A 19,064-nucleotide genomic window follows, 5' to 3' on the forward strand; every position below is an offset into this window, starting at 1 on the left:
AGGACGCCTTGTTAGCAACCGGGGAACAGGACGTTCAATTAATCGTTGTCTTCGGGAGTGGGAAATGAAGCCTTTTTTGCGCTGGTGTTTCGTGGCAACAGCACTCACGCTGGCTGGATGCAGTAACTCCACCTGGCGTAAGAGTGAAGTCCTCGCAGTACCATTGCAACCGACTTTGCAGCAGGAAGTGATTCTGGCACGCATGGAACAAATTCTTGCCAGTCGGGCTTTAACCGATGACGAACGCGCACAGCTTTTATATGAGCGCGGAGTGTTGTATGATAGTCTCGGTCTGAGGGCATTGGCGCGAAATGATTTTTCACAAGCGCTGGCAATCCGACCTGATATGCCTGAAGTATTCAATTACTTAGGCATTTATTTAACGCAGGCAGGCAATTTTGATGCTGCCTATGAAGCGTTTGATTCTGTACTTGAGCTTGATCCAACTTACAACTACGCGCACTTAAATCGCGGTATCGCATTGTATTACGGCGGTCGCGATAAGTTAGCGCAAGATGATCTGCTGGCGTTTTATCAAGACGATCCCAATGATCCTTTCCGCAGCCTGTGGCTTTATCTCGCCGAGCAGAAGCTCGATGAGAAGCAGGCAAAAGTCGCGCTGAAACAGCGCTTCGAGAAATCGGATAAAGAACAATGGGGATGGAACATTGTCGAGTTCTACCTGGGCAACATTAGCGAAGCAACGCTGATGGATAGGCTCAAGGCGGACGCAACGGATAACACCTCGCTCGCTGAGCATCTCAGTGAAACCAACTTCTATTTAGGTAAGTACTACCTAAGTCTGGGGGATTTGGACAACGCTACGGCATTGTTCAAACTGGCGGTGGCTAACAACGTTCATAACTTTGTTGAGCACCGATATGCATTGTTGGAATTATCGCTCCTGGGCCAGGACCAAGATGACCTGGCAGAATCGGACCAGCAATAGCTGACGTACACATCAGCCCGTAATCTTTTTGATTGCCATCACCTTCGCGGGTGAGGGCGTTGTTGTTCGTTAATACACCTACTTTGAGCCGGTTCACACTTTTCAATGAAAATTGCAGATCAATTTCATGATGAGTTATGTAGACTGGCCGCCATTAATTTTGAGGCACACGTACTACATGGCTGAATTCGAAACCACTTTTGCAGATCTGGGCCTGAAGGCTCCTATCCTTGAAGCCCTTAACGATCTGGGTTACGAAAAACCATCTCCAATCCAGGCAGAGTGCATTCCGCATCTGCTGGGCGGTCGCGATGTTCTGGGTATGGCCCAGACCGGTAGCGGCAAAACGGCAGCGTTCTCTTTACCGCTGCTCAACAATCTTGATCCTGAGCTGAAGGCACCTCAGATTCTGGTGCTGGCCCCGACCCGCGAACTGGCGGTTCAGGTAGCCGAAGCGATGACGGATTTCTCTAAACACATGCGCGGCGTGAACGTGGTTGCCCTGTACGGCGGCCAGCGTTATGACGTGCAGTTACGCGCCCTGCGTCAAGGGCCGCAGATCGTCGTCGGTACGCCGGGTCGTCTGCTTGATCACTTAAAACGCGGTACCCTGGATCTGTCTCGTCTGAGCGGTCTGGTACTGGACGAAGCCGATGAAATGCTGCGTATGGGCTTCATCGAAGACGTTGAAACCATCATGGCGCAGATCCCGGAAGGTCATCAGACCGCTCTGTTCTCTGCCACCATGCCGGAAGCGATTCGTCGCATTACCCGCCGCTTCATGAAAGAGCCGCAGGAAGTGCGCATTCAGTCCAGCGTCACTACCCGTCCGGACATCAGCCAGAGTTACTGGACTGTCTGGGGCATGCGTAAAAACGAAGCGCTGGTGCGTTTCCTGGAAGCGGAAGATTTTGATGCGGCGATTATCTTCGTTCGTACCAAAAACGCGACTCTGGAAGTGGCTGAAGCGCTGGAGCGTAGCGGCTATAACAGCGCCGCGCTGAACGGCGACATGAACCAGGCGCTGCGTGAGCAGACCCTGGAACGTCTGAAAGACGGTCGTCTGGATATCCTGATTGCAACCGACGTTGCGGCCCGTGGCCTGGACGTTGAGCGTATCAGCCTGGTCGTAAACTACGATATCCCAATGGATTCCGAGTCTTACGTTCACCGTATCGGTCGTACCGGTCGTGCGGGTCGTGCAGGCCGTGCGCTGCTGTTCGTTGAGAACCGCGAGCGTCGTCTGCTGCGTAACATTGAACGCACGATGAAGCTGACCATTCCGGAAGTTGAACTGCCGAACGCTGAACTGTTGGGCAAACGTCGTCTGGAAAAATTTGCGGCTAAAGTACAGCAGCAGCTGGAAAGCAGCGATCTGGATCAGTACCGTGCGCTGTTGGCGAAACTGCAGCCGACGGCGGAAGACGAAGAGCTGGATATCGAAACTCTGGCTGCCGCTCTGCTTAAGATGGCGCAGGGCGAACGTCCGCTGATTCTGCCGCCAGATGCGCCGATGCGTCCGAAGCGTGAGTTCCGCGACCGTGACGATCGTGGTCCGCGTGACCGTAACGATCGTGGCCCGCGTGGCGACCGTGAAGACCGTCCGCGTCGTGAACGTCGTGACGTTGGCGATATGCAGCTGTACCGCATTGAAGTGGGCCGTGATGATGGCGTTGAAGTTCGTCATATCGTTGGCGCGATTGCAAACGAAGGCGACATCAGCAGCCGTTACATTGGTAACATCAAGCTGTTCGCTTCGCACTCCACCATCGAACTGCCGAAAGGTATGCCGGGTGAAGTCCTGCAGCACTTTACGCGCACTCGCATCCTGAACAAGCCGATGAACATGCAGCTGCTGGGCGATGCACAGCCGCACACTGAACGTCGTGGCGGTGGTCGTAGCTTTGGTGGCGAGCGTCGTGAAGGTGGTCGTGGCTTCGGCGGTGAGCGTCGTGAAGGTGGTCGTGGTGATGGGCGTCGTTTCAGCGGCGAACGTCGCGAAGGTAGCCGTGCACCACGTCGTGAAGAAGGCTCCAGCCGTCGTCGTGACGCGTAAACATCTTGCTTACTGACGTAAAGTAATAGATACAGCCCCGGTAAAACTATCGGGGCTTTTTTTATTTCATTTGTACTATTGTACTGGTACAGTGCGACACATTAAAATGCCGTCACAACATTATTCGCTGGAGAAATCGCTAAATGGCAACACTAACCACCACCCAGACATCACCTTCGCTGCTCGGCGGCGTGGTGATCATCGGCGGCACCATTATCGGCGCAGGGATGTTCTCTCTGCCGGTGGTCATGTCCGGGGCGTGGTTTTTCTGGTCAATGGCGGCGCTGGTCTTTACCTGGTTCTGCATGCTGCATTCCGGTTTGATGATCCTCGAAGCCAACCTCAACTATCGTATCGGTTCAAGCTTCGACACCATCACCAAAGATCTGCTGGGCAAAGGCTGGAACGTCGTCAACGGTATTTCTATTGCCTTCGTGCTCTATATCCTGACCTACGCCTATATTTCGGCGAGCGGTTCGATTTTGCACCATACCTTCAGCGAAATGTCGCTGAATGTGCCTGCGCGTGCGGCAGGGTTTGGTTTTGCCCTGTTGGTGGCGTTTGTGGTGTGGTTGAGCACCAAAGCGGTGAGTCGCATGACGGCGATCGTGCTGGGTGCGAAAGTCATTACTTTTTTCCTGACCTTCGGCAGTCTGCTCGGGCACGTCACGCCGACCACGCTGTTTAACGTCTCGGAAAGTCACGCCTCTTATACGCCGTACCTGTTGATGACGCTGCCATTCTGTCTGGCGTCCTTTGGTTACCACGGTAACGTCCCGAGCCTGATGAAATACTACGGCAAAGATCCGCGCACTATTGTGAAGTGCCTGGTCTACGGTACGCTGCTGGCGCTGGTGCTCTACTCCGTCTGGTTGCTGGGAACGATGGGAAACATTCCGCGTCCAGAGTTTATCGGTATCGCGCAGAAGGGCGGCAATATTGATGTGTTGGTTCAGGCGCTAAGCGGCGTGCTGAACAGTCGCAGTCTGGACCTGTTGCTGGTGGTGTTCTCCAACTTTGCGGTGGCGAGTTCATTCCTCGGCGTGACGCTGGGACTGTTTGACTATCTGGCGGATCTGTTTGGTTTCGATGATTCGGCGCTGGGGCGCTTCAAAACGGCGCTGCTTACCTTTGTGCCGCCAATCGCCGGTGGGTTGCTGTGGCCGAACGGTTTCCTGTATGCCATTGGTTATGCAGGACTGGCGGCGACCATCTGGGCCGCGATTGTACCGGCTCTGCTGGCACGTAAATCGCGTCAGCGCTTTGGTAGCCCGAAATTCCGTGTCTGGGGTGGTAAGCCGATGATTGTCCTGATTCTGGTTTTTGGTGTCGGTAACGCGCTGGTACATATCCTGTCGAGCTTTAATTTATTGCCTGTGTACCAGTAACCAAAATGCCCGGTAGCGCTACGCTTACCGGGTCGACAGGAATTGAATAGGCCGGATAAGGCGAAGCCGCTATCTGGCAAAAAAAACTACCCCACCAACTCTTCTTTCACATCCATCGCCAGATCAAACGAGTGCAGACGCGCCTGATGGTCAAAAATCTGCCCGTTAACCATGATCTCGTCCGCCTGGGTTTCACGCAGAATAGACTCCAGTCCGTGGCGTACTTTCGTTTTATCACCCACCAGCGACATGCTCAGCGCCTGTTGCACACCATACTGTTCTGACGGCGACCAGAACTGATCCATATTTTGAATCGGCGCCGGGAGTTGGCCCGTTTCGCCACGCCGCAACTTGACGAAAGCCTGCTGCATCGAGGTGAAAAGATACTCTGCATCACGGTTACTGTCGGCGGCAATGATGTTGATGCACACCATTGCATACGGTTTTTCCAGCCGCGCGGATGGCCGGAACTGCGTGCGGTACAGATGCAGCGCCTGGAACAGCATATCCGGTGCGAAGTGGGAGGCAAAAGCGAACGGCAGGCCAAGCTGTGCGGCTAACTGCGCGCTATAGAGGCTGGAACCTAACAGCCAGACCGGGATCTTCTCGCCGTAGCCAGGCACCGGGCGCACCTGCGGATTTGGATCGCGTGCGTCAAACCAGTCCACCAGCTCAGCGACGTCGCGAGGGAAGTTATCGATATCGCCGCCCATATGGCGACGCAGGGCTCGCATTGTCGGCTGGTCGCTGCCCGGCGCGCGGCCCAGGCCGAGATCAATGCGTCCCGGATAGAGCGTATTCAACGTACCGAACTGCTCGGCAATGACCAGCGGTGAGTGATTGGGAAGCATGACGCCGCCGGAACCGAGGTGCAAAGTCCGGGTGTTGGCGGCCAGATAGCCAATCAGTACCGACGTTGCTGCACTGGCGATACCGATCATGTTGTGGTGTTCCGCCAGCCAGTAGCGGTGGTAGCCTCGTTTTTCCGCGAGGCGGGCGAGATCCAGCGAGTGCGAGAACGCCTCTTTTGCTGAAGATCCGTCAGGAATCGGTGCCAGATCCAGCACCGAGAAAGGAATGGTTTTGTCAGTCATAACGGCTCACTTTGTTACCAGTTAATCTTTTCATACTGCATTAAAGATTAGTTAATGTTGTTAACAAAGTGAGCTATTTATCAGGGCTGCAGTTCGAGACCCGCCAGCCGTTTCCAGTAGCCATTGCAATCGCTGTGCGCGGTAAGCGGCAACGGCGCGTGCCCCGTTTCGTTGGCGCGGAAGGCGTCAAGCATCGCGAATGTCTCGGTTCCCAGCGGTGACAGACGCACAATATCCACCAGTCCCTGCATTGACGTCAATTCGTTCCCCAGATTGTAGATATAGCCGCTCATGGTCTGAATGCCATTGAGGACGAACACCTGTTGATTCTCCTGGGAGAGCACGTCGCGGCCATTCGGGTACTTGATGCAGCAGGTTTCGCATTCATCTTTCGGCCGGTCTTCCGAACGAGCGGTAAAACAGCGAGCGGAGTAAGCCAGCGGCAGATGCCCGTAGCTCAGGACTTCCACTTCAAACTGCTGGCGAATCCCCAGTTCATCACACTGATTGAGCAGGTTCACCAGCCAGTCGCGGGACAGTTCTACCGGCATGCACCAGCGCACCATTCCGTGTTTGAGCAGCAGGCGCAGCGTGACCGCGTTGTAGCAGTTCAGCGCGTGTCCGGCGACAAACGGGAGTTTGCGGTCGGCGCACATATTCACCACGCCAAGATCGCTGGCCTCCAGCAAAAAGTCGCCGTTTTCGACATAACGCTTCAGCTCATTCAGCTCAGAAGAGGCTTGTACCAGCGCCAGCGTTGAAAGTACCACCTGCTTACCGCTACCGGCGAGCGACTTCGCCATATCCAGCCAGTCGCCGACTTTCGTGGCGCGGCGTTTGCTGCACACCGCTTCACCGAGATAGATAACATCCGCGCTGCTGGCAGCGGCCTGCTGATAAAAGTCTTCCAGCGTCTCTTTCGGCCAGTAGTAAAGCACCGGCCCTAAGGAATATTTCATTGCTTTTCTCACTGCCATTTACGGTGATACGCGCCAAGCGTCGTCTGAGTGCCTTCGGACATCGCGCCGAGCGTCTCCATCCAGGCTGCTTGCGGCGTATAGTTTTGCGGGTCGGCCACACAGCGGTCGATCGCCTGACGCCACACTTTCGCGACCTGGCTGACATAGGCCGGGCTGCGCTGACGGCCTTCGATTTTCACCGAGGCAATATTCGCCGCCAGTAGTTCCGGCAGCAGTTCCAGCGTGTTCAGGCTGGTTGGTTCTTCCAGTGCGTGGTAACGCTCACCGTCAACCAGGTAACGCCCTTTACACAGCGTCGGATAACCGGCGTTTTCCCCATCCTGATAGCGGTCGATCAACACTTCATTCAGACGAGATTCCAGCCCCTGCGGTGTCTGCTGCCAGCGTACAAAGCGGGCAGGGGAACAGGCGCCTACCGTATTAGGAGATTCACCGGTTAACCAGGACGAGAGATAACAGCGACCTTCCGCCATAATGCATAGACTGCCGAAAGCAAAAACTTCCAGCGGCACCGGCGTCACGCGGGCAAGCTGTTTCACCTGATGAATCGAGAGCACGCGTGGCAGGACGACGCGGGCAACGTCAAAATTGCGATGATAAAAGTTGATCGCTTCTTCATTTGTTGCCGAAGCCTGAACAGAGACATGGCGCTCAATATGCGGATAACGAACTGCGGCATACTCAAGCATCGCGAGATCGGCAAGGATCAGCGCATCCGCACCCAGTTGCGCGGCCATATCCACCGCGCGCTGCCAGCGGGCATAACCATCTGGATGCGCAAAGGTGTTAATGGCGATGTGCAATTTACGGCGGTGTTGATGGACAAAACTCACCGCTTCCTGCAATTTCTTCTCGGTAAAGTTAAGGCCGGCGAAGTGGCGGGCGTTGGTATCATCTTTAAGCCCGATATAAACAGCATCAGCGCCGTTTTCGATGGCCGCCTTAAGCGCCGGGAGATTTCCGGCAGGGCAGAGCAGCTCCATAATTTATCCTGAAGATTGCGCCGCCTGGGACGCATAATTGTTAACGAACAAGGATTTTAGTTAACCTTGCTGCGACAATTTTTGATTTAAGGCAGTTAAAGTCGTATTGATATCAGTAATAAAGAGGTAGAGATTTCGTACGCAATTGTTGATTTACGCCGCTATGTCGTTTATCTGATATGGCAAAATAGCAGGATAATTGAAACAGGGAGTAAAGCTCGTGTTAGATAAGCTGCGTTCACGCTTAGTACATTTCGGTCCGTCTCTGATGAGTGTGCCAGTTAAACTGACGCCCTTTGCACTGCAACGCCAGGTTCTGCAACAGGTCCTGAGCTGGCAGTTTCGCCAGGCCCTGGCAGACGGTGAACTGGAATTCCTGGAAGGCCGTTGGTTAAGCATTACGGTTCGCGATATCGGTCTGAAGTGGTATACCTCGGTCGAGAATGACAAACTGATCGTCTGCGAGGATGCGCAAGCCGACGTGAGTTTTAGCGCTGATGCCAGCGATCTGTTGATGATCGCCGCACGTAAGCAGGATCCGGATACGCTCTTCTTCCAGCGCCGTCTGGTGATCGAAGGGGATACGGAGTTAGGGTTGTATGTGAAAAACCTGATGGATGCCATTGACCTGGAGCAGATGCCCAAAGCGTTGCGTGTTATGCTGCTGCAACTGGCGGATTTTGTTGAGGCGGGCATGAAATACTCGCCAGAAACCAAACAAACATCGGTAGGTGAACCATGCTGATTCGAGTAGAAATTCCCATTGACGCCCCCGGCATTGATGCCCTGCTGCGTCGTTCATTCGAAAGCGATGCGGAAGCGAAACTGGTTCACGACCTACGTGAAGATGGTTTTCTGACACTCGGTCTGGTCGCCACCGACGATGAAGGTCAGGTGGTGGGTTATGTGGCATTCAGCCCTGTCGACGTGCAGGGCGAAGATCTGCAGTGGGTTGGTATGGCACCGCTGGCGGTAGACGAAAACTATCGTGGACAAGGTCTGGCCCGCCAACTGGTTTATGAAGGACTGGATTCACTCAATGAATTTGGCTATGCCGCCGTGGTCACCCTGGGCGATCCGGCACTGTACAGCCGTTTTGGTTTCGAACTGGCGGCCCACCACGATCTGCATTGCCGCTGGCCAGGCACGGAAAGTGCGTTCCAGGTGCATCGCTTAGCGGATGATGCACTAAGCGGCGTCACGGGACTGGTCGAGTATCACGATCACTTTAATCGTTTTTAAGCGTCGGGGTTTGCAGGTCATTCAGTAATGCTGCAAACCCTTCGCCTTCTGCGACAAGTCGCTCTTTCTGCCGCTTGGTGAGGCGTTTGACCCGGTATTCTGCGCGTAGCGCCAGTGAACGGTCGCCAACCGGCGCGGAAAATGCCAGCGTCAGTTCCCCTTTCCCCCGTAGCGCTTTCGCGCCTTTACCACATTGATGCTGCTGGTAGCGGCGTGCCACGTCGGTCGTGATCCCGGTATACAGGGCATTGTCGGCGGTGCGGATCAGATAAAGATACCAGGGTGTCATCGTGGCCTTCGGCGTGTTACGTTTCTGTCATCCAGTATAAAAGAGAACCGAGATGGAAACACTCACTGCGATCAGTCGTTGGCTGGCGAAACAACACGTTGTGACCTGGTGCGTGCATCGCGAAGGTGAACTGTGGTGTGCAAATGCGTTTTACCTTTTCGACGCCAAAAAGGTCGCTTTTTATCTGCTGACGGAAGAGAAAACGCGTCATGCGCAGATGTCCGGACCGCGAGCGCCCGTTGCCGGAACGGTAAATGGTCAACCGAAAACGGTCGCATTGATTCGCGGCGTGCAGTTTAAAGGCGAGATTCGTCAACTGACCGGGGAAGAAAGCGACGCGGCACGACAGGCCTATCTTCGCCGCTTCCCGGTTGCCAGAATGCTGTCCGCGCCGGTATGGGAAATCCGCGTGGATGAACTCAAGTTCACCGACAACACCCTGGGTTTTGGCAAAAAATTAGTGTGGTTACGTCAGTCAGGCACCGAGGATGCGTAATGCTTCGCGATTGAACGCCGGCAGATCGTCAGGGGTACGACTGGTCACCAGTTGGTCTTTATCTACCACCACTTCCTGATCGTAAAATTCTGCACCGGCGTTTTTCACGTCGATAATGATCGGTTTAACGGCGGTCAGTTTACGCCCGCGAATCACATCGGCACTGATCAGCAACTGTGGTCCGTGGCAGATGGCGAAGACCGGTTTACCCGTGTTCACGAAATCGCGCGTAAAGGTGACGAAACGGTCATCGCCGCGAAGGTAATCCGGAGAATGGCCGCCAGGTAACAGCAACGCATCGAAATCGGCCGGACGCACTTCATCAATCGCTTTATCAATCGTGACGCTGGCTTCGCCTTTTTTCCCTTTTACGGTTTTACCTGCCTGTTTTTCAATCGTAATAACCTCATGCCCGGCCTGACGAAACTCTGCTGCGGGTGAGGTGAATTCTGAGTCCTCAAACTCGTCAGTGATTAAAACGGCAATCTTCTTACTCATGCTTCCTCCGCTGGATCTGCATTGGATAAGGCAATTTTTCCCTGATGATGGATAATTACCTTGTGAACTACTAAGCCTGGTCGATAGGGCTGAGGGTGCAAGGCGGACAATTCTGGAAAGGAGCGAGGATGAGTCAGGTACTGATTACCGGGGCGACCGGGTTGGTTGGCGGACATTTACTGCGGATGTTGCTTAATGAACCGAAGATCCATTCCATTGCCGCGCCAACGCGACGTCCGCTGGCGGATATGCCTGGCGTCTATAATCCCCACGATCCGCAACTGACCGATGCGCTGGCGCAGGTCACCGATCCTATCGATATTGTTTTTTGCTGCCTGGGCACGACCCGCCGTGAAGCGGGCAGTAAAGAGGCGTTTATCCATGCCGACTATACGCTGGTGGTCGACACCGCGTTGACCGGTCTCCGCCTGGGGGCGCAGCATATGCTGGTGGTGAGTTCGATGGGGGCCAATGCCCATTCGCCGTTTTTCTATAACCGCGTAAAAGGGGAAATGGAGGAGGCGCTGATTGCGCAAGATTGGCCAACGCTGACGATTGCGCGTCCGTCGATGCTGCTCGGCGATCGGTCAAAGCAGCGGATGAACGAAACCCTGTTTGCACCGTTGTTCCGGTTGCTGCCGGGCAACTGGAAATCGATTGAGGCGCGGGACGTGGCGCGCGCGATGCTGGCGGAAGCGCTTGCGCCTGAACATGACGGGGTAACAATCCTGACATCGTCTCAACTGCGGGAAAAGGCGGCGTCAATATAGCATTTCCAAACATTTCCCAAAGGCGTAGTATTCACCGGCAAAATTATCTAACACTCCCTGGGGAATGCTATGGCTGGTCAGTCTTCGTCTCAGGCGGCAACACCGTTTCAATGGTGGAAACCCGCTCTTTTCTTTCTCGTCGTCATTGTTGGTCTCTGGTATGTGAAATGGCAACCTTACTACGGTAAAGCCTTCACCGCCGCAGAAACACACAGTATCGGAAAATCTATTCTGGCGCAGGCCGATGCGAACCCCTGGCAGGCAGCCTGGGACTATGCGATGGTCTATTTCATTGCGGTCTGGAAGGCAGCGGTATTGGGGGTGATCCTCGGCTCGCTGATTCAGGTTCTGATCCCGCGTGACTGGCTGTTACGCACGCTTGGACAGGCACGTTTTCGCGGCACGCTGTTCGGTACGCTTTTCTCTCTGCCCGGCATGATGTGTACCTGTTGTGCTGCACCGGTGGCGGCGGGGATGCGTCGCCAGCAGGTTTCGATGGGCGGTGCGCTGGCATTCTGGATGGGGAATCCACTGTTAAACCCGGCGACGCTGGTGTTTATGGGCTTTGTCCTTGGCTGGCATTTCGCGGCGATCCGTCTGGTCGCTGGACTGGCGATGGTGCTGGTAGTGGCGACGCTGGTACAAAAATGGGTGAAAGAGCCTCCGCAGACTGAATTGCCGGTGGAAATCACGCAGCCGGACGAGCAGGGCGGGTTCTTTGTTCGCTGGGGTAAAGCGCTATGGATGCTGTTCTGGAGCACCATCCCGGTCTATATTCTGGCAGTGTTGGTACTGGGTGCGGCGCGCGTCTGGCTGTTCCCTCATGCCGATGGCGCTATTGATAACAGCCTGCTGTGGGTGATTGCGCTGGCGGTAGCCGGTTGTCTGTTTGTGATCCCAACTGCCGCAGAAATCCCGATTGTGCAGACCATGATGCTGGCAGGAATGGGAACTGCGCCTGCGCTGGCACTGCTGATGACATTACCCGCCGTCAGCCTGCCGTCGCTGATTATGCTACGTAAAGCGTTTCCGGCAAAAGCGCTGTGGCTGACCGGTGCGCTGGTGGCGATTTCGGGTGTGATGGTGGGAAGTATTGCGTTGATATAAAACAGCAATGCCGGGGGCGCTTCGCTTGCCCGGCCTACGGTCGTACATTCTGTAGGCCGGATAAGGCGCTTACGCCGTCATCCGGCACACAACGACTTACTTGATAAACGTAAACGCCGTGGTGACGCGCTTCACGCCGCTGACCCGGCTGGCGATATCCGCCGCGGCTTTGGCTTCACGTTCGGTCACCAGGCCTAACAGGAACACTTCACCGTTTTCGGTTGTCACCTTCACGTTGGAAGATTTAACCTGGTCGCTGGTCAATAACTGAGAGCGTACTTTGGTGGTGATCCAGGTGTCGTTTGAGGCGGTGCCCATACCAATCGGCTCACCCTGACGGATCTCGTTATAGACTTCGGTGGTACCATCGACGCCCATTGCAATCTGTTTGGCGCGTGAGGAGAGCTCGCTATTCGGCGACTGGCCGACCAGCAACACTTTACCTTGATAAGCCGTCACGTTAATTCGCGTTTCTTTCTTGATCTGTGCATCTTTCGACAGCGCACTGTTGACGCGCAGTTCCAGGGTTCCATCGTCCACCTGAGTGCCTACGCTACGTGGATCTGTTGCTGCTTTGGTACCAACGGCGGCGGTTCCGACAACAGCGGCGGCCACACAACCTTGCAACAGCAGAGCAGAAATAAGGACTGCGATTGGCGATAAAGCCTTCATGTGTACTCCTTAATCATCCTGGTGGGGGAAAAGCGTGTTATCGATCAGATCGCACAGGCAGTTTACCGTCAGCATATGCATTTCCTGAATGCGTGCGCTGTGATGCGAAGGGATGCGGATCTCAACATCCTGTGGCCCTAACAGTCCAGCCAGTTCACCTCCGTCATATCCGGTCAATGCCACAATCGTCATGTCTCGCGTGACCGCTGCTTCCACGGCCTTCACGATATCGCGGCTGTTACCGCGCGTCGAGATGGCCAGTAAGACATCACCCGCATGACCCAACGCCCGAACCTGTTTTGCATACACTTCGTCATGCAGGCGGTCGTTGGCAATCGCTGTTAAGACCACATTATCCGTATTTAGTGCAATCGCAGGTAAACTAGGACGTTCTGTTTCAAAACGGTTGATCATGCTGGCAGCAAAATGCTGTGCGTTGGCAGCGGATGTCCCATTACCACAACAGAGAATTTTGTTGCCATTGAGCAGTGAATGAACCAGCGTCATGGCGGCACGAGAGATAGCATCCGGGAGGGCTTCTGCCGCGGCAATTTGCGTTTGAATGCTTTCGGTAAAGCAGACTTTGATTCTGTCTAACACGCTAATCCTTAAGAGCTAATCCATCAGGCTATTTTATTTGCCATTTGGACCTGGGCGGTGCTCCCACTCTTCACGTACGACATGTACGCGCCGGTGGTTCCGCGCTGTCCGTGTCCAAACTGGCTGCAACAATATATGCCCAATGGGTCTGCTCTGAATCTTCAATTATGAGCAGTCGGTAAAGGCATTTCTCAACCACTCAACGTCATTTCCGGTGAAGGCTAACACATCGAACCGGCAATCCACAGTATCAAAACTCCCATTGTGGCACGCGAGCCACAAACGGGCGGCCTGTAATACTTTGCGTTGCTTGCTGTGCGTCACACTGGCAGCGGCGCCACCGAATGCCGCAGAGCGTCGGTAGCGGACCTCAATAAAGACGGTTGTCTTGCCATCACGCATAATCAGATCAATTTCGCCGCCGCGTTCACGCACGTTGGCGGCGATGAAATGCAGTCCCTTGCGCTCAAGCCAGCGACGCGCGGTGGTTTCCCACGCGTCACCAGTCTGCTTGCTCGTTAACTGGCGGGGACGATCTGCCCTTGCTGGTACTGGAGCCATGATAACTTCCTGTTAATCACACAGTCCTGACTGGCGGTCAGCGCGCCGGTATTCCCGTTAATTTCAAAGCCCTGCACCTGACGCATCTGGGAGAAATGGTTGGCCAGCGACCAGGCATCGACGCCCATTGCATACATGCGCGCCAGCGAATAGTCGTTATGCACGGCACCGAGTGCCTGCTGCATCAGCGACGGGTTCGCGCCTGCCAGCATTGGGATCTCGCTGTACTGCAGGCCATCCATTTCCAGACGGAAGTCTGGGCCGGCATTCCCTTGCGCGCTACGTGAGCTGGCGTACAGCGTTGCACCGCTCTGGCTACCGTTGCGCATGGCGATCATCGGCTTGATGAAGGCTATCTCATTCGGGGTTGCCAGAATATAGACGGCGTCCACGCGACCTCCGTTACCGCTGATTTGCGCATCCGTTGGTGGGGCCGGGATGGTTAAATTGCCAATAGTGACGCCAGGTTGAGACGGCGTGCTCGCGGCAACGGGGCTACCGGTTAAGGCAATGCCGGAACCGCCGTTAACGCCCATACGCAGCTCCGCCGTTGAGCCAAATTTCTGCTGCAATACCGTACCGCCTCCCAGATTTTGCCACTCCTGGGCAAAGGCGTTAGCAACACGATCGCCAAGCGCGCTACGCGGGATAAGTAGCAGCGGTGACTGTTTACCCTGTTCATGAATATGGCGCGCGGCATCACGCGCTTCATCTTCCGGTGAGAGAGCGAAGTAACAGATGTTTGCCCGACTCTGTACCGATTCCGGCTGGTTAAGCGCCAGTACGTTCAGCGGGGTGTTGCTTTTGACCAGTTCGTCGACATTGTTTTTCAGCAGCGGACCGACCACGATGCTCGCGCCATCCTGCTGAACCTGCGCCAGGATCTGATCGAGCGGTTGGGCGCTGGTATCATAAATTTTCAGTTCTGCGGAAGGATTTGCCGCCGCGCTTGCGGTGGCTGGCTGCGCTGGCGTAGCCTGCGGCGCGCTGACCGGAGCAGGCTGATCGGCCTGCTGTTCGTCGGTCAAATCACTCACTGACGCCTGAGAAGGGCTGGCGACGCCATCTGTCAGCTGCGGCTGCGGGTCTGCTGGCGTTGTGGCCGCAACCGGAGTCGGTTGCGCGGTGGGCTGCGTATCGACCGGTTGCGTACCGAGATTTTTGGCGGCTTCAAAGCCTTGTTGAATGGTGCGACCAAACACCGCAGCCTGACCATTTAGCGGCAGCAACAGGGCGATTTTGCTGGTGGACGCGGGCTTAAAGCTCTGTACGTTAACCAGTTGGGTTGGCAGCATTTTTGCGCCTGGATTCTGCGGATAGCGTTTTTGCCAGTCGGCAATACCTGCTTTCATCATGTCCGGATCGCTGCGGTTATCAAACCAGACGCGTTGCAGATCCAGCCAGCCCTGCAATACGTTTTCATCGGCATTGATCACCAGAGCCTGGGCCTGCTCCGGCGTCATTGACGACAGCGCCTGCCAGGTGGCGTCGATGTTTTTCTGCTTATCCTTCTCGCTAAGCAGCGGTTCCTGAGCAATCAGGGCGCGCAGCAGTGAGAGTGACGGACGGCCCTGGCTGGCGTCAATCTGCGCCTGCCAGTAACGAGCCTGTTGAGTTTGCTCAAAATCAGACGGGGTGAGCTTTTCCAGCAGCGACTGCGCGCCGGTAAAATCTTTCTGTGCCAGTTTGATTTCAACGGCTAACAGCGACTGTTCCCGGCGCTGGGAATCATTCAGATCCTGCGGCAACTGATTAAACAGTTCGATAGCCTGCTGGCTTTTGCCTTCTTTCAGCAGTGCACGAATGGCGAGTAATTGCCAGTTGGTCTTGCTATCATTTGCGCTTTGCTGCATCTGTTGCAGATAAAAGCCGGAATCAGCTTGCGCTGCGCCCTGCATATGGGCAGTGCTCTGATCGGGCGCCTGGGTGCCACAGCCGACGAAAATCAGGGCTGCCAGAACGATGGGCAGACAGCGCGCGGCTTTTAAACGAGAGAATGTTAAGGGTACCATACTGTATCCAGTGATATTTTTTATACGCAATGCTCAATATTAAATCGGCAATACGGACGACACAATGACACAACACGAATCGGCGGAGAATTCTCGCGGCCAACTCTTTATTGTACCTACTCCAATTGGGAATTTGTCTGATATTACCCAGCGTGCGCTCGAAGTGTTACAAGCCGTTGATTTAATTGCCGCGGAAGATACTCGTCATACCGGATTATTATTGCAGCATTTTGCGATTAATGCCCGACTGTTCGCCCTTCACGATCATAACGAACAGCAAAAAGCAGAAACGCTGGTAGCGAAGTTGAAAGAGGGGCAAAACATCGCGCTGGTTTCTGATGCCGGGACGCCGCTGATCAACGATCCGGGTTATCACCTGGTGCGTACCTGTCGTGAGCAAGGCATCCGTGTGGTGCCGTTGCCGGGTCCCTGTGCGGCGATTGCCGCGTTAAGCGCGGCGGGGTTGCCGTCCGACCGCTTCTGCTATGAAGGTTTTTTACCAGCGAAATCAAAGGGACGCCGTGACGCGCTGAAAGCTATTGAAACCGAACCGCGTACGCTGATTTTCTATGAATCCACCCATCGCCTGTTAGACAGTCTGGAAGATATGGTCGCAGTCTGGGGCGAATCCCGTTATGTGGTGCTGGCGCGCGAGCTGACCAAAACCTGGGAGACGATCCACGGCGCACCGGTAGGTGAACTGCTGGCGTGGGTGAAAGAAGATGAGAACCGGCGCAAAGGCGAGATGGTGCTGATTGTGGAGGGGCACAAGGCGCAGGAAGATGACCTGCCCGCCGATGCTTTGCGCACTCTCGCACTCTTACAGGCCGAGCTGCCACTAAAAAAAGCGGCAGCGCTGACGGCAGAAATCCACGGCGTGAAGAAGAACGCGCTGTATAAGTACGCGCTGGAGCAGCAGGGGGAGTAAATTCAGCAGACACGCTGCAAAGTTGTAGCGTGTCTGCTGAGATGAGTGGCTACCGATCAGAATAACGCGAGCCATCCAGTAAGCATGTCGTATTGTCATGCAGCCACAAAAACGAGGCCGGAACAGCCGTCGTCACGGTAGCGGTCAGGTATTTTTCGACAGCGGCCTGCTTGCCATCCCCGGCAATCAGCAGCAAAATTTCTTTTGCATTGAGGATCTCCTTCAGTCCCAGCGTGATACCGTGTGTCACCGGACGACCGGCCGTTTTCAGCATGTCATGATGGCGCGTTTGGTCATCAAGCCTGCTGATATGGCAACACGGCTCCAGCGCGGTTCCCGGCTCGTTCAGCCCCAGATGACCATTTTTGCCGATACCCAGTACGCATAAATCAAGGCCACCCCGATGGGCAATCAAATCCGTCACGCGTTCGCACTCTTTCTCATCGATATTTTCCGACTGAAAGCCGATCAACTGTTCCGGGCGCAGGCCAAGCGGTTGCACGATGTGCTGTTGCAGGAACGATTCACAGGTACCCGGTGTGTGTAAGGGAATCCCCACCCATTCATCGAGCTTCACGAAGGTCACGTTTCGGATATCAACTTGATTCTTTTGTATTTTCTCGACAAAGAAACGATAGGTCAGTTCAGGTGTGGCACCGGTCGCCAGGCAAATCGTCGCGTCAGGTTTGTCCTGTATAACCTGAATCAATCGTTCGCTGGCGCGATCGCTGAGCGCATCGTAGTGGTCGCAGTACTGTATGCATTGCATTGGTCAGTCATCCTTTTGACGAGGGGCGCACGTACTGTCGCGCCCCGTTCAGTTTACAAAATGCCGAGTGCGGAAGAGACGATAGAAAGCACGAAGGTGACACCGATTAGCAATACCGGATGTGCTTTTTTCACCCGCAGCAGGTAGTACATCAACAGCGTGTAGCCCATGGGTAAAATGTTCGGGAAGACCTTATCAAAGAAGTCCTTTTGTAGTGCCACATTGTGCGTGCTGTCGATGGCAAAAGAGGTCACGACATTAATATGGACGTAAGACGCGATCAGACCGCCAATCACCGTGATCCCGAGGATGGTCGCCGAGCGGGCGATCATCTGCGAGTTTTCCCTCACCTTATCAATGGCTTTTACCCCAACCGAATAGCCGACGTGAGTCCAGCCGACGCGCAGGAAAAAGATCATCAGATAAACGGCGAAGAACAGAATCGGCCCCAGCAAATTGCCCTGGCTGGCGAAAGAGGAGCAGATCCCCGCCATGATCGGCAGCAAAGTGAACCAGAAAATGGCATCACCAATCCCGGCAATAGGGCCAAACAGCGCCACTTTCAGGCCTTTAATGGTGTCGCGGTTTTCTCCTTTCTCTTCCATGGAGATAAGCAGCCCCATCAGAAAACCGACGAGGTTTGGGTGGGTATTGATAAATTCCAGATGATCTTTCATGGCCGCACTCAGGCCCGGCTTATCATCTTTATAGATTTTTTTCAGAATCGGCAGCATCGCCCAGGTAAAGCCGCCCGCCTGCATCCTTTCATAGTTAAAGCTCGCCTGCAGAAGCGAAGAGCGGAAGCCAAGACGAGTAATGTCTTTTTTACTGATTTCAGATCCCATTGCTGTAATCCTCTTCATCATCATTTTTATGGGCGGCAGGCTGGGGTTGCGCCTGCTGTTTAGCTTTGGCATTGAAAAACTCGTACACGGCGAAGCCCGCGCCGAGGACAGCGACCGGGAGAAGGTTGTTGACCTGGATGTAGCAGACAAAAAGGAAGCCGGCGATCAGATAAGGAATGTACTGTGCTTTGAACATCACGCGCAGCAGCAGACCAAAACCAACGGCAGGCAGAATACCGCCCGCGACTTCAAAACCATGAGTAAGCCAGGCGGGCATGGCTTTCACCAGCGCCTGCATGGCACCCTGCGCCAGATAGGTACACAGAAACGCGATAATCGCGTAAGAGCAGGCGACAATCAGCGTCGTTAGCCAGTTCAGACGGGAAAATGCGCGGGTGTTGGCTTCTTTTGCGCAGTTGTCGGCTCTGGACATAAACAGGGAAAAAGCGGAATAGAAGAACAGAATCACATATTGCATCAGCAGACTGAACGGCAGGCCAAGGCCGATGGCGGTTTTGGCATCCACGCCGGTAGACCAGGCGATCACCGTGGTCATCAATCCTGCCATGATGGGGTTTGGCGGTTGTACGCCGCCGGCGGGCGTCAAACCAGCAAAAGCCAGTTCGGTCAGACCGCCGGTGATCAAACCAATATGAATGTCGCCAAGAATGGCGCCAGTGAGCGTACAGACAATAATTGGTCTGAATAAAAACAAGGCTTCCAGCCAAAAATCGATTCCCAGAAAGAAGACTAGTGCCGCGAGGGATATCCCTTGTAAAAGCGTTATTTCATTCATTGTAAACACCTCATATAAATAAGTCCCTT

General features: G+C 54.6%; 22 protein-coding genes. 10 read left to right on the top strand and 12 right to left on the bottom strand.

The annotated features are described in order from the left end of the window. Positions 1 to 64 precede the first annotated feature (64 nt). The 4 genes from nlpI to mtr all read left to right on the top strand — a co-directional run bounded on the left by nlpI (position 65) and on the right by mtr (position 4,393). Positions 65 to 949 carry a lipoprotein NlpI gene (nlpI, locus tag KI228_RS02900; RefSeq protein ID WP_042998280.1) on the top strand — a complete coding sequence of 295 codons (885 nt, stop codon included), beginning with the start codon at positions 65 to 67 and terminating at the stop codon, positions 947 to 949. Positions 950 to 1,054: 105 nt separating this feature from the next. Further along, a complete protein-coding gene (gene yrbN / locus KI228_RS02905; RefSeq protein WP_010723222.1) occupies positions 1,055 to 1,135 on the top strand; it encodes a protein YrbN in 81 nt (26 codons plus the stop codon). Next, complete coding sequence (deaD, locus tag KI228_RS02910; RefSeq protein ID WP_042998279.1) at positions 1,128 to 3,005, top strand: ATP-dependent RNA helicase DeaD; 1,878 nt, start codon at positions 1,128 to 1,130, stop codon at positions 3,003 to 3,005. Before yrbN ends, deaD begins: the two co-directional genes overlap by 8 nt. 143 nt (positions 3,006 to 3,148) lie before the next feature. Further along, the gene (mtr, locus tag KI228_RS02915; RefSeq protein ID WP_042998278.1) at positions 3,149 to 4,393 is read left to right on the top strand and encodes a tryptophan permease; all 1,245 of its coding nucleotides are present in this window, start codon (positions 3,149 to 3,151) and stop codon (positions 4,391 to 4,393) included. An 86-nt stretch (positions 4,394 to 4,479) separates the two neighbouring features. On the opposite strand, the gene KI228_RS02920 is transcribed toward mtr, so the two are convergent. From KI228_RS02920 to ubiU, 3 genes are all read right to left on the bottom strand, one after another. Next, entirely contained in the window at positions 4,480 to 5,487 is a 1,008-nt protein-coding gene (locus KI228_RS02920; protein WP_042998277.1) for a luciferase-like monooxygenase, read from the bottom strand. An 80-nt stretch (positions 5,488 to 5,567) separates the two neighbouring features. Continuing rightward, entirely contained in the window at positions 5,568 to 6,446 is an 879-nt protein-coding gene (locus KI228_RS02925; protein WP_042998276.1) for a U32 family peptidase, read from the bottom strand. A gap of 8 nt (positions 6,447 to 6,454) precedes the next feature. Further along, positions 6,455 to 7,450: a ubiquinone anaerobic biosynthesis protein UbiU gene (ubiU, locus tag KI228_RS02930; RefSeq protein ID WP_042998275.1), complete on the bottom strand. Its 996-nt coding sequence runs from the start codon at positions 7,448 to 7,450 to the stop codon at positions 6,455 to 6,457. Positions 7,451 to 7,670: 220 nt separating this feature from the next. Here ubiU and ubiT point away from each other — a divergent pair, with 220 nt between their 5' ends. Both ubiT and KI228_RS02940 read left to right on the top strand, forming a co-directional pair. Next, on the top strand, positions 7,671 to 8,195 hold the full coding sequence (ubiT, locus tag KI228_RS02935) for a ubiquinone anaerobic biosynthesis accessory factor UbiT (RefSeq protein ID WP_042998274.1): 525 nt from the start codon (positions 7,671 to 7,673) through the stop codon (positions 8,193 to 8,195). Then, a complete protein-coding gene (locus KI228_RS02940) occupies positions 8,189 to 8,692 on the top strand; it encodes a GNAT family N-acetyltransferase (RefSeq protein ID WP_042998273.1) in 504 nt (167 codons plus the stop codon). Before ubiT ends, KI228_RS02940 begins: the two co-directional genes overlap by 7 nt. Here KI228_RS02940 and KI228_RS02945 read toward each other — a convergent pair. Continuing rightward, positions 8,679 to 8,981, bottom strand: coding sequence for a GIY-YIG nuclease family protein (locus tag KI228_RS02945; RefSeq protein ID WP_044263627.1), 303 nt, complete (start codon positions 8,979 to 8,981; stop codon positions 8,679 to 8,681). The genes KI228_RS02940 and KI228_RS02945 overlap by 14 nt on opposite strands. Positions 8,982 to 9,033: 52 nt before the next feature. Between KI228_RS02945 and KI228_RS02950 the strand changes: the two genes are divergently transcribed. Continuing rightward, a complete protein-coding gene (locus KI228_RS02950; RefSeq protein ID WP_061070623.1) occupies positions 9,034 to 9,477 on the top strand; it encodes a YhbP family protein in 444 nt (147 codons plus the stop codon). Here the strand turns inward: KI228_RS02950 and yhbO are convergent. After that, a complete protein-coding gene (gene yhbO / locus KI228_RS02955) occupies positions 9,457 to 9,975 on the bottom strand; it encodes a protein/nucleic acid deglycase (protein WP_042325142.1) in 519 nt (172 codons plus the stop codon). The genes KI228_RS02950 and yhbO overlap by 21 nt on opposite strands. A gap of 128 nt (positions 9,976 to 10,103) precedes the next feature. Here yhbO and KI228_RS02960 point away from each other — a divergent pair, with 128 nt between their 5' ends. After that, positions 10,104 to 10,745 (top strand): NAD(P)H-binding protein, encoded by a 642-nt coding sequence (locus KI228_RS02960; protein ID WP_061070622.1) that lies wholly within the window; start codon positions 10,104 to 10,106, stop codon positions 10,743 to 10,745. Between the two features lie 69 nt (positions 10,746 to 10,814). After that, positions 10,815 to 11,852 (top strand): permease, encoded by a 1,038-nt coding sequence (locus KI228_RS02965; protein ID WP_044328263.1) that lies wholly within the window; start codon positions 10,815 to 10,817, stop codon positions 11,850 to 11,852. A 96-nt stretch (positions 11,853 to 11,948) separates the two neighbouring features. Here KI228_RS02965 and dolP read toward each other — a convergent pair whose 3' ends face one another. The 4 genes from dolP to KI228_RS02985 form a co-directional block, all read right to left on the bottom strand. Beyond that, entirely contained in the window at positions 11,949 to 12,524 is a 576-nt protein-coding gene (gene dolP, locus KI228_RS02970; RefSeq protein WP_042998268.1) for a division/outer membrane stress-associated lipid-binding lipoprotein, read from the bottom strand. Positions 12,525 to 12,533: 9 nt separating this feature from the next. Further along, positions 12,534 to 13,124 carry a DnaA initiator-associating protein DiaA gene (gene diaA, locus KI228_RS02975; RefSeq protein WP_023246631.1) on the bottom strand — a complete coding sequence of 197 codons (591 nt, stop codon included), beginning with the start codon at positions 13,122 to 13,124 and terminating at the stop codon, positions 12,534 to 12,536. 165 nt (positions 13,125 to 13,289) lie between these two features. Next, positions 13,290 to 13,685, bottom strand: a complete 396-nt coding sequence (locus KI228_RS02980; protein WP_061070621.1) for a YraN family protein — start codon at positions 13,683 to 13,685, stop codon at positions 13,290 to 13,292. Beyond that, positions 13,643 to 15,697, bottom strand: coding sequence for a penicillin-binding protein activator (locus KI228_RS02985; RefSeq protein ID WP_044255894.1), 2,055 nt, complete (start codon positions 15,695 to 15,697; stop codon positions 13,643 to 13,645). Before KI228_RS02985 ends, KI228_RS02980 begins: the two co-directional genes overlap by 43 nt. Before the next feature lie 64 nt (positions 15,698 to 15,761). Between KI228_RS02985 and rsmI the strand changes: the two genes are divergently transcribed. After that, positions 15,762 to 16,625: a 16S rRNA (cytidine(1402)-2'-O)-methyltransferase gene (rsmI, locus tag KI228_RS02990; protein ID WP_044263613.1), complete on the top strand. Its 864-nt coding sequence runs from the start codon at positions 15,762 to 15,764 to the stop codon at positions 16,623 to 16,625. A gap of 49 nt (positions 16,626 to 16,674) precedes the next feature. On the opposite strand, the gene KI228_RS02995 is transcribed toward rsmI, so the two are convergent. Genes KI228_RS02995 through agaC form a run of 3 tightly spaced genes read right to left on the bottom strand, consistent with a single transcriptional unit; the run spans position 16,675 to position 19,035 of the window. Beyond that, positions 16,675 to 17,394: a galactosamine-6-phosphate isomerase gene (locus tag KI228_RS02995; RefSeq protein ID WP_054176903.1), complete on the bottom strand. Its 720-nt coding sequence runs from the start codon at positions 17,392 to 17,394 to the stop codon at positions 16,675 to 16,677. 53 nt (positions 17,395 to 17,447) lie between these two features. Beyond that, the gene (gene agaD, locus KI228_RS03000; protein WP_042998263.1) at positions 17,448 to 18,239 is read right to left on the bottom strand and encodes a PTS galactosamine transporter subunit IID; all 792 of its coding nucleotides are present in this window, start codon (positions 18,237 to 18,239) and stop codon (positions 17,448 to 17,450) included. After that, positions 18,229 to 19,035: a PTS galactosamine transporter subunit IIC gene (agaC, locus tag KI228_RS03005; protein ID WP_042998262.1), complete on the bottom strand. Its 807-nt coding sequence runs from the start codon at positions 19,033 to 19,035 to the stop codon at positions 18,229 to 18,231. Before agaC ends, agaD begins: the two co-directional genes overlap by 11 nt. Positions 19,036 to 19,064 lie beyond the last annotated feature (29 nt).

Source organism: Citrobacter amalonaticus, assembly GCF_018323885.1.
GTDB classification, from domain to species: Bacteria; Pseudomonadota; Gammaproteobacteria; order Enterobacterales; family Enterobacteriaceae; genus Citrobacter_A; species Citrobacter_A amalonaticus.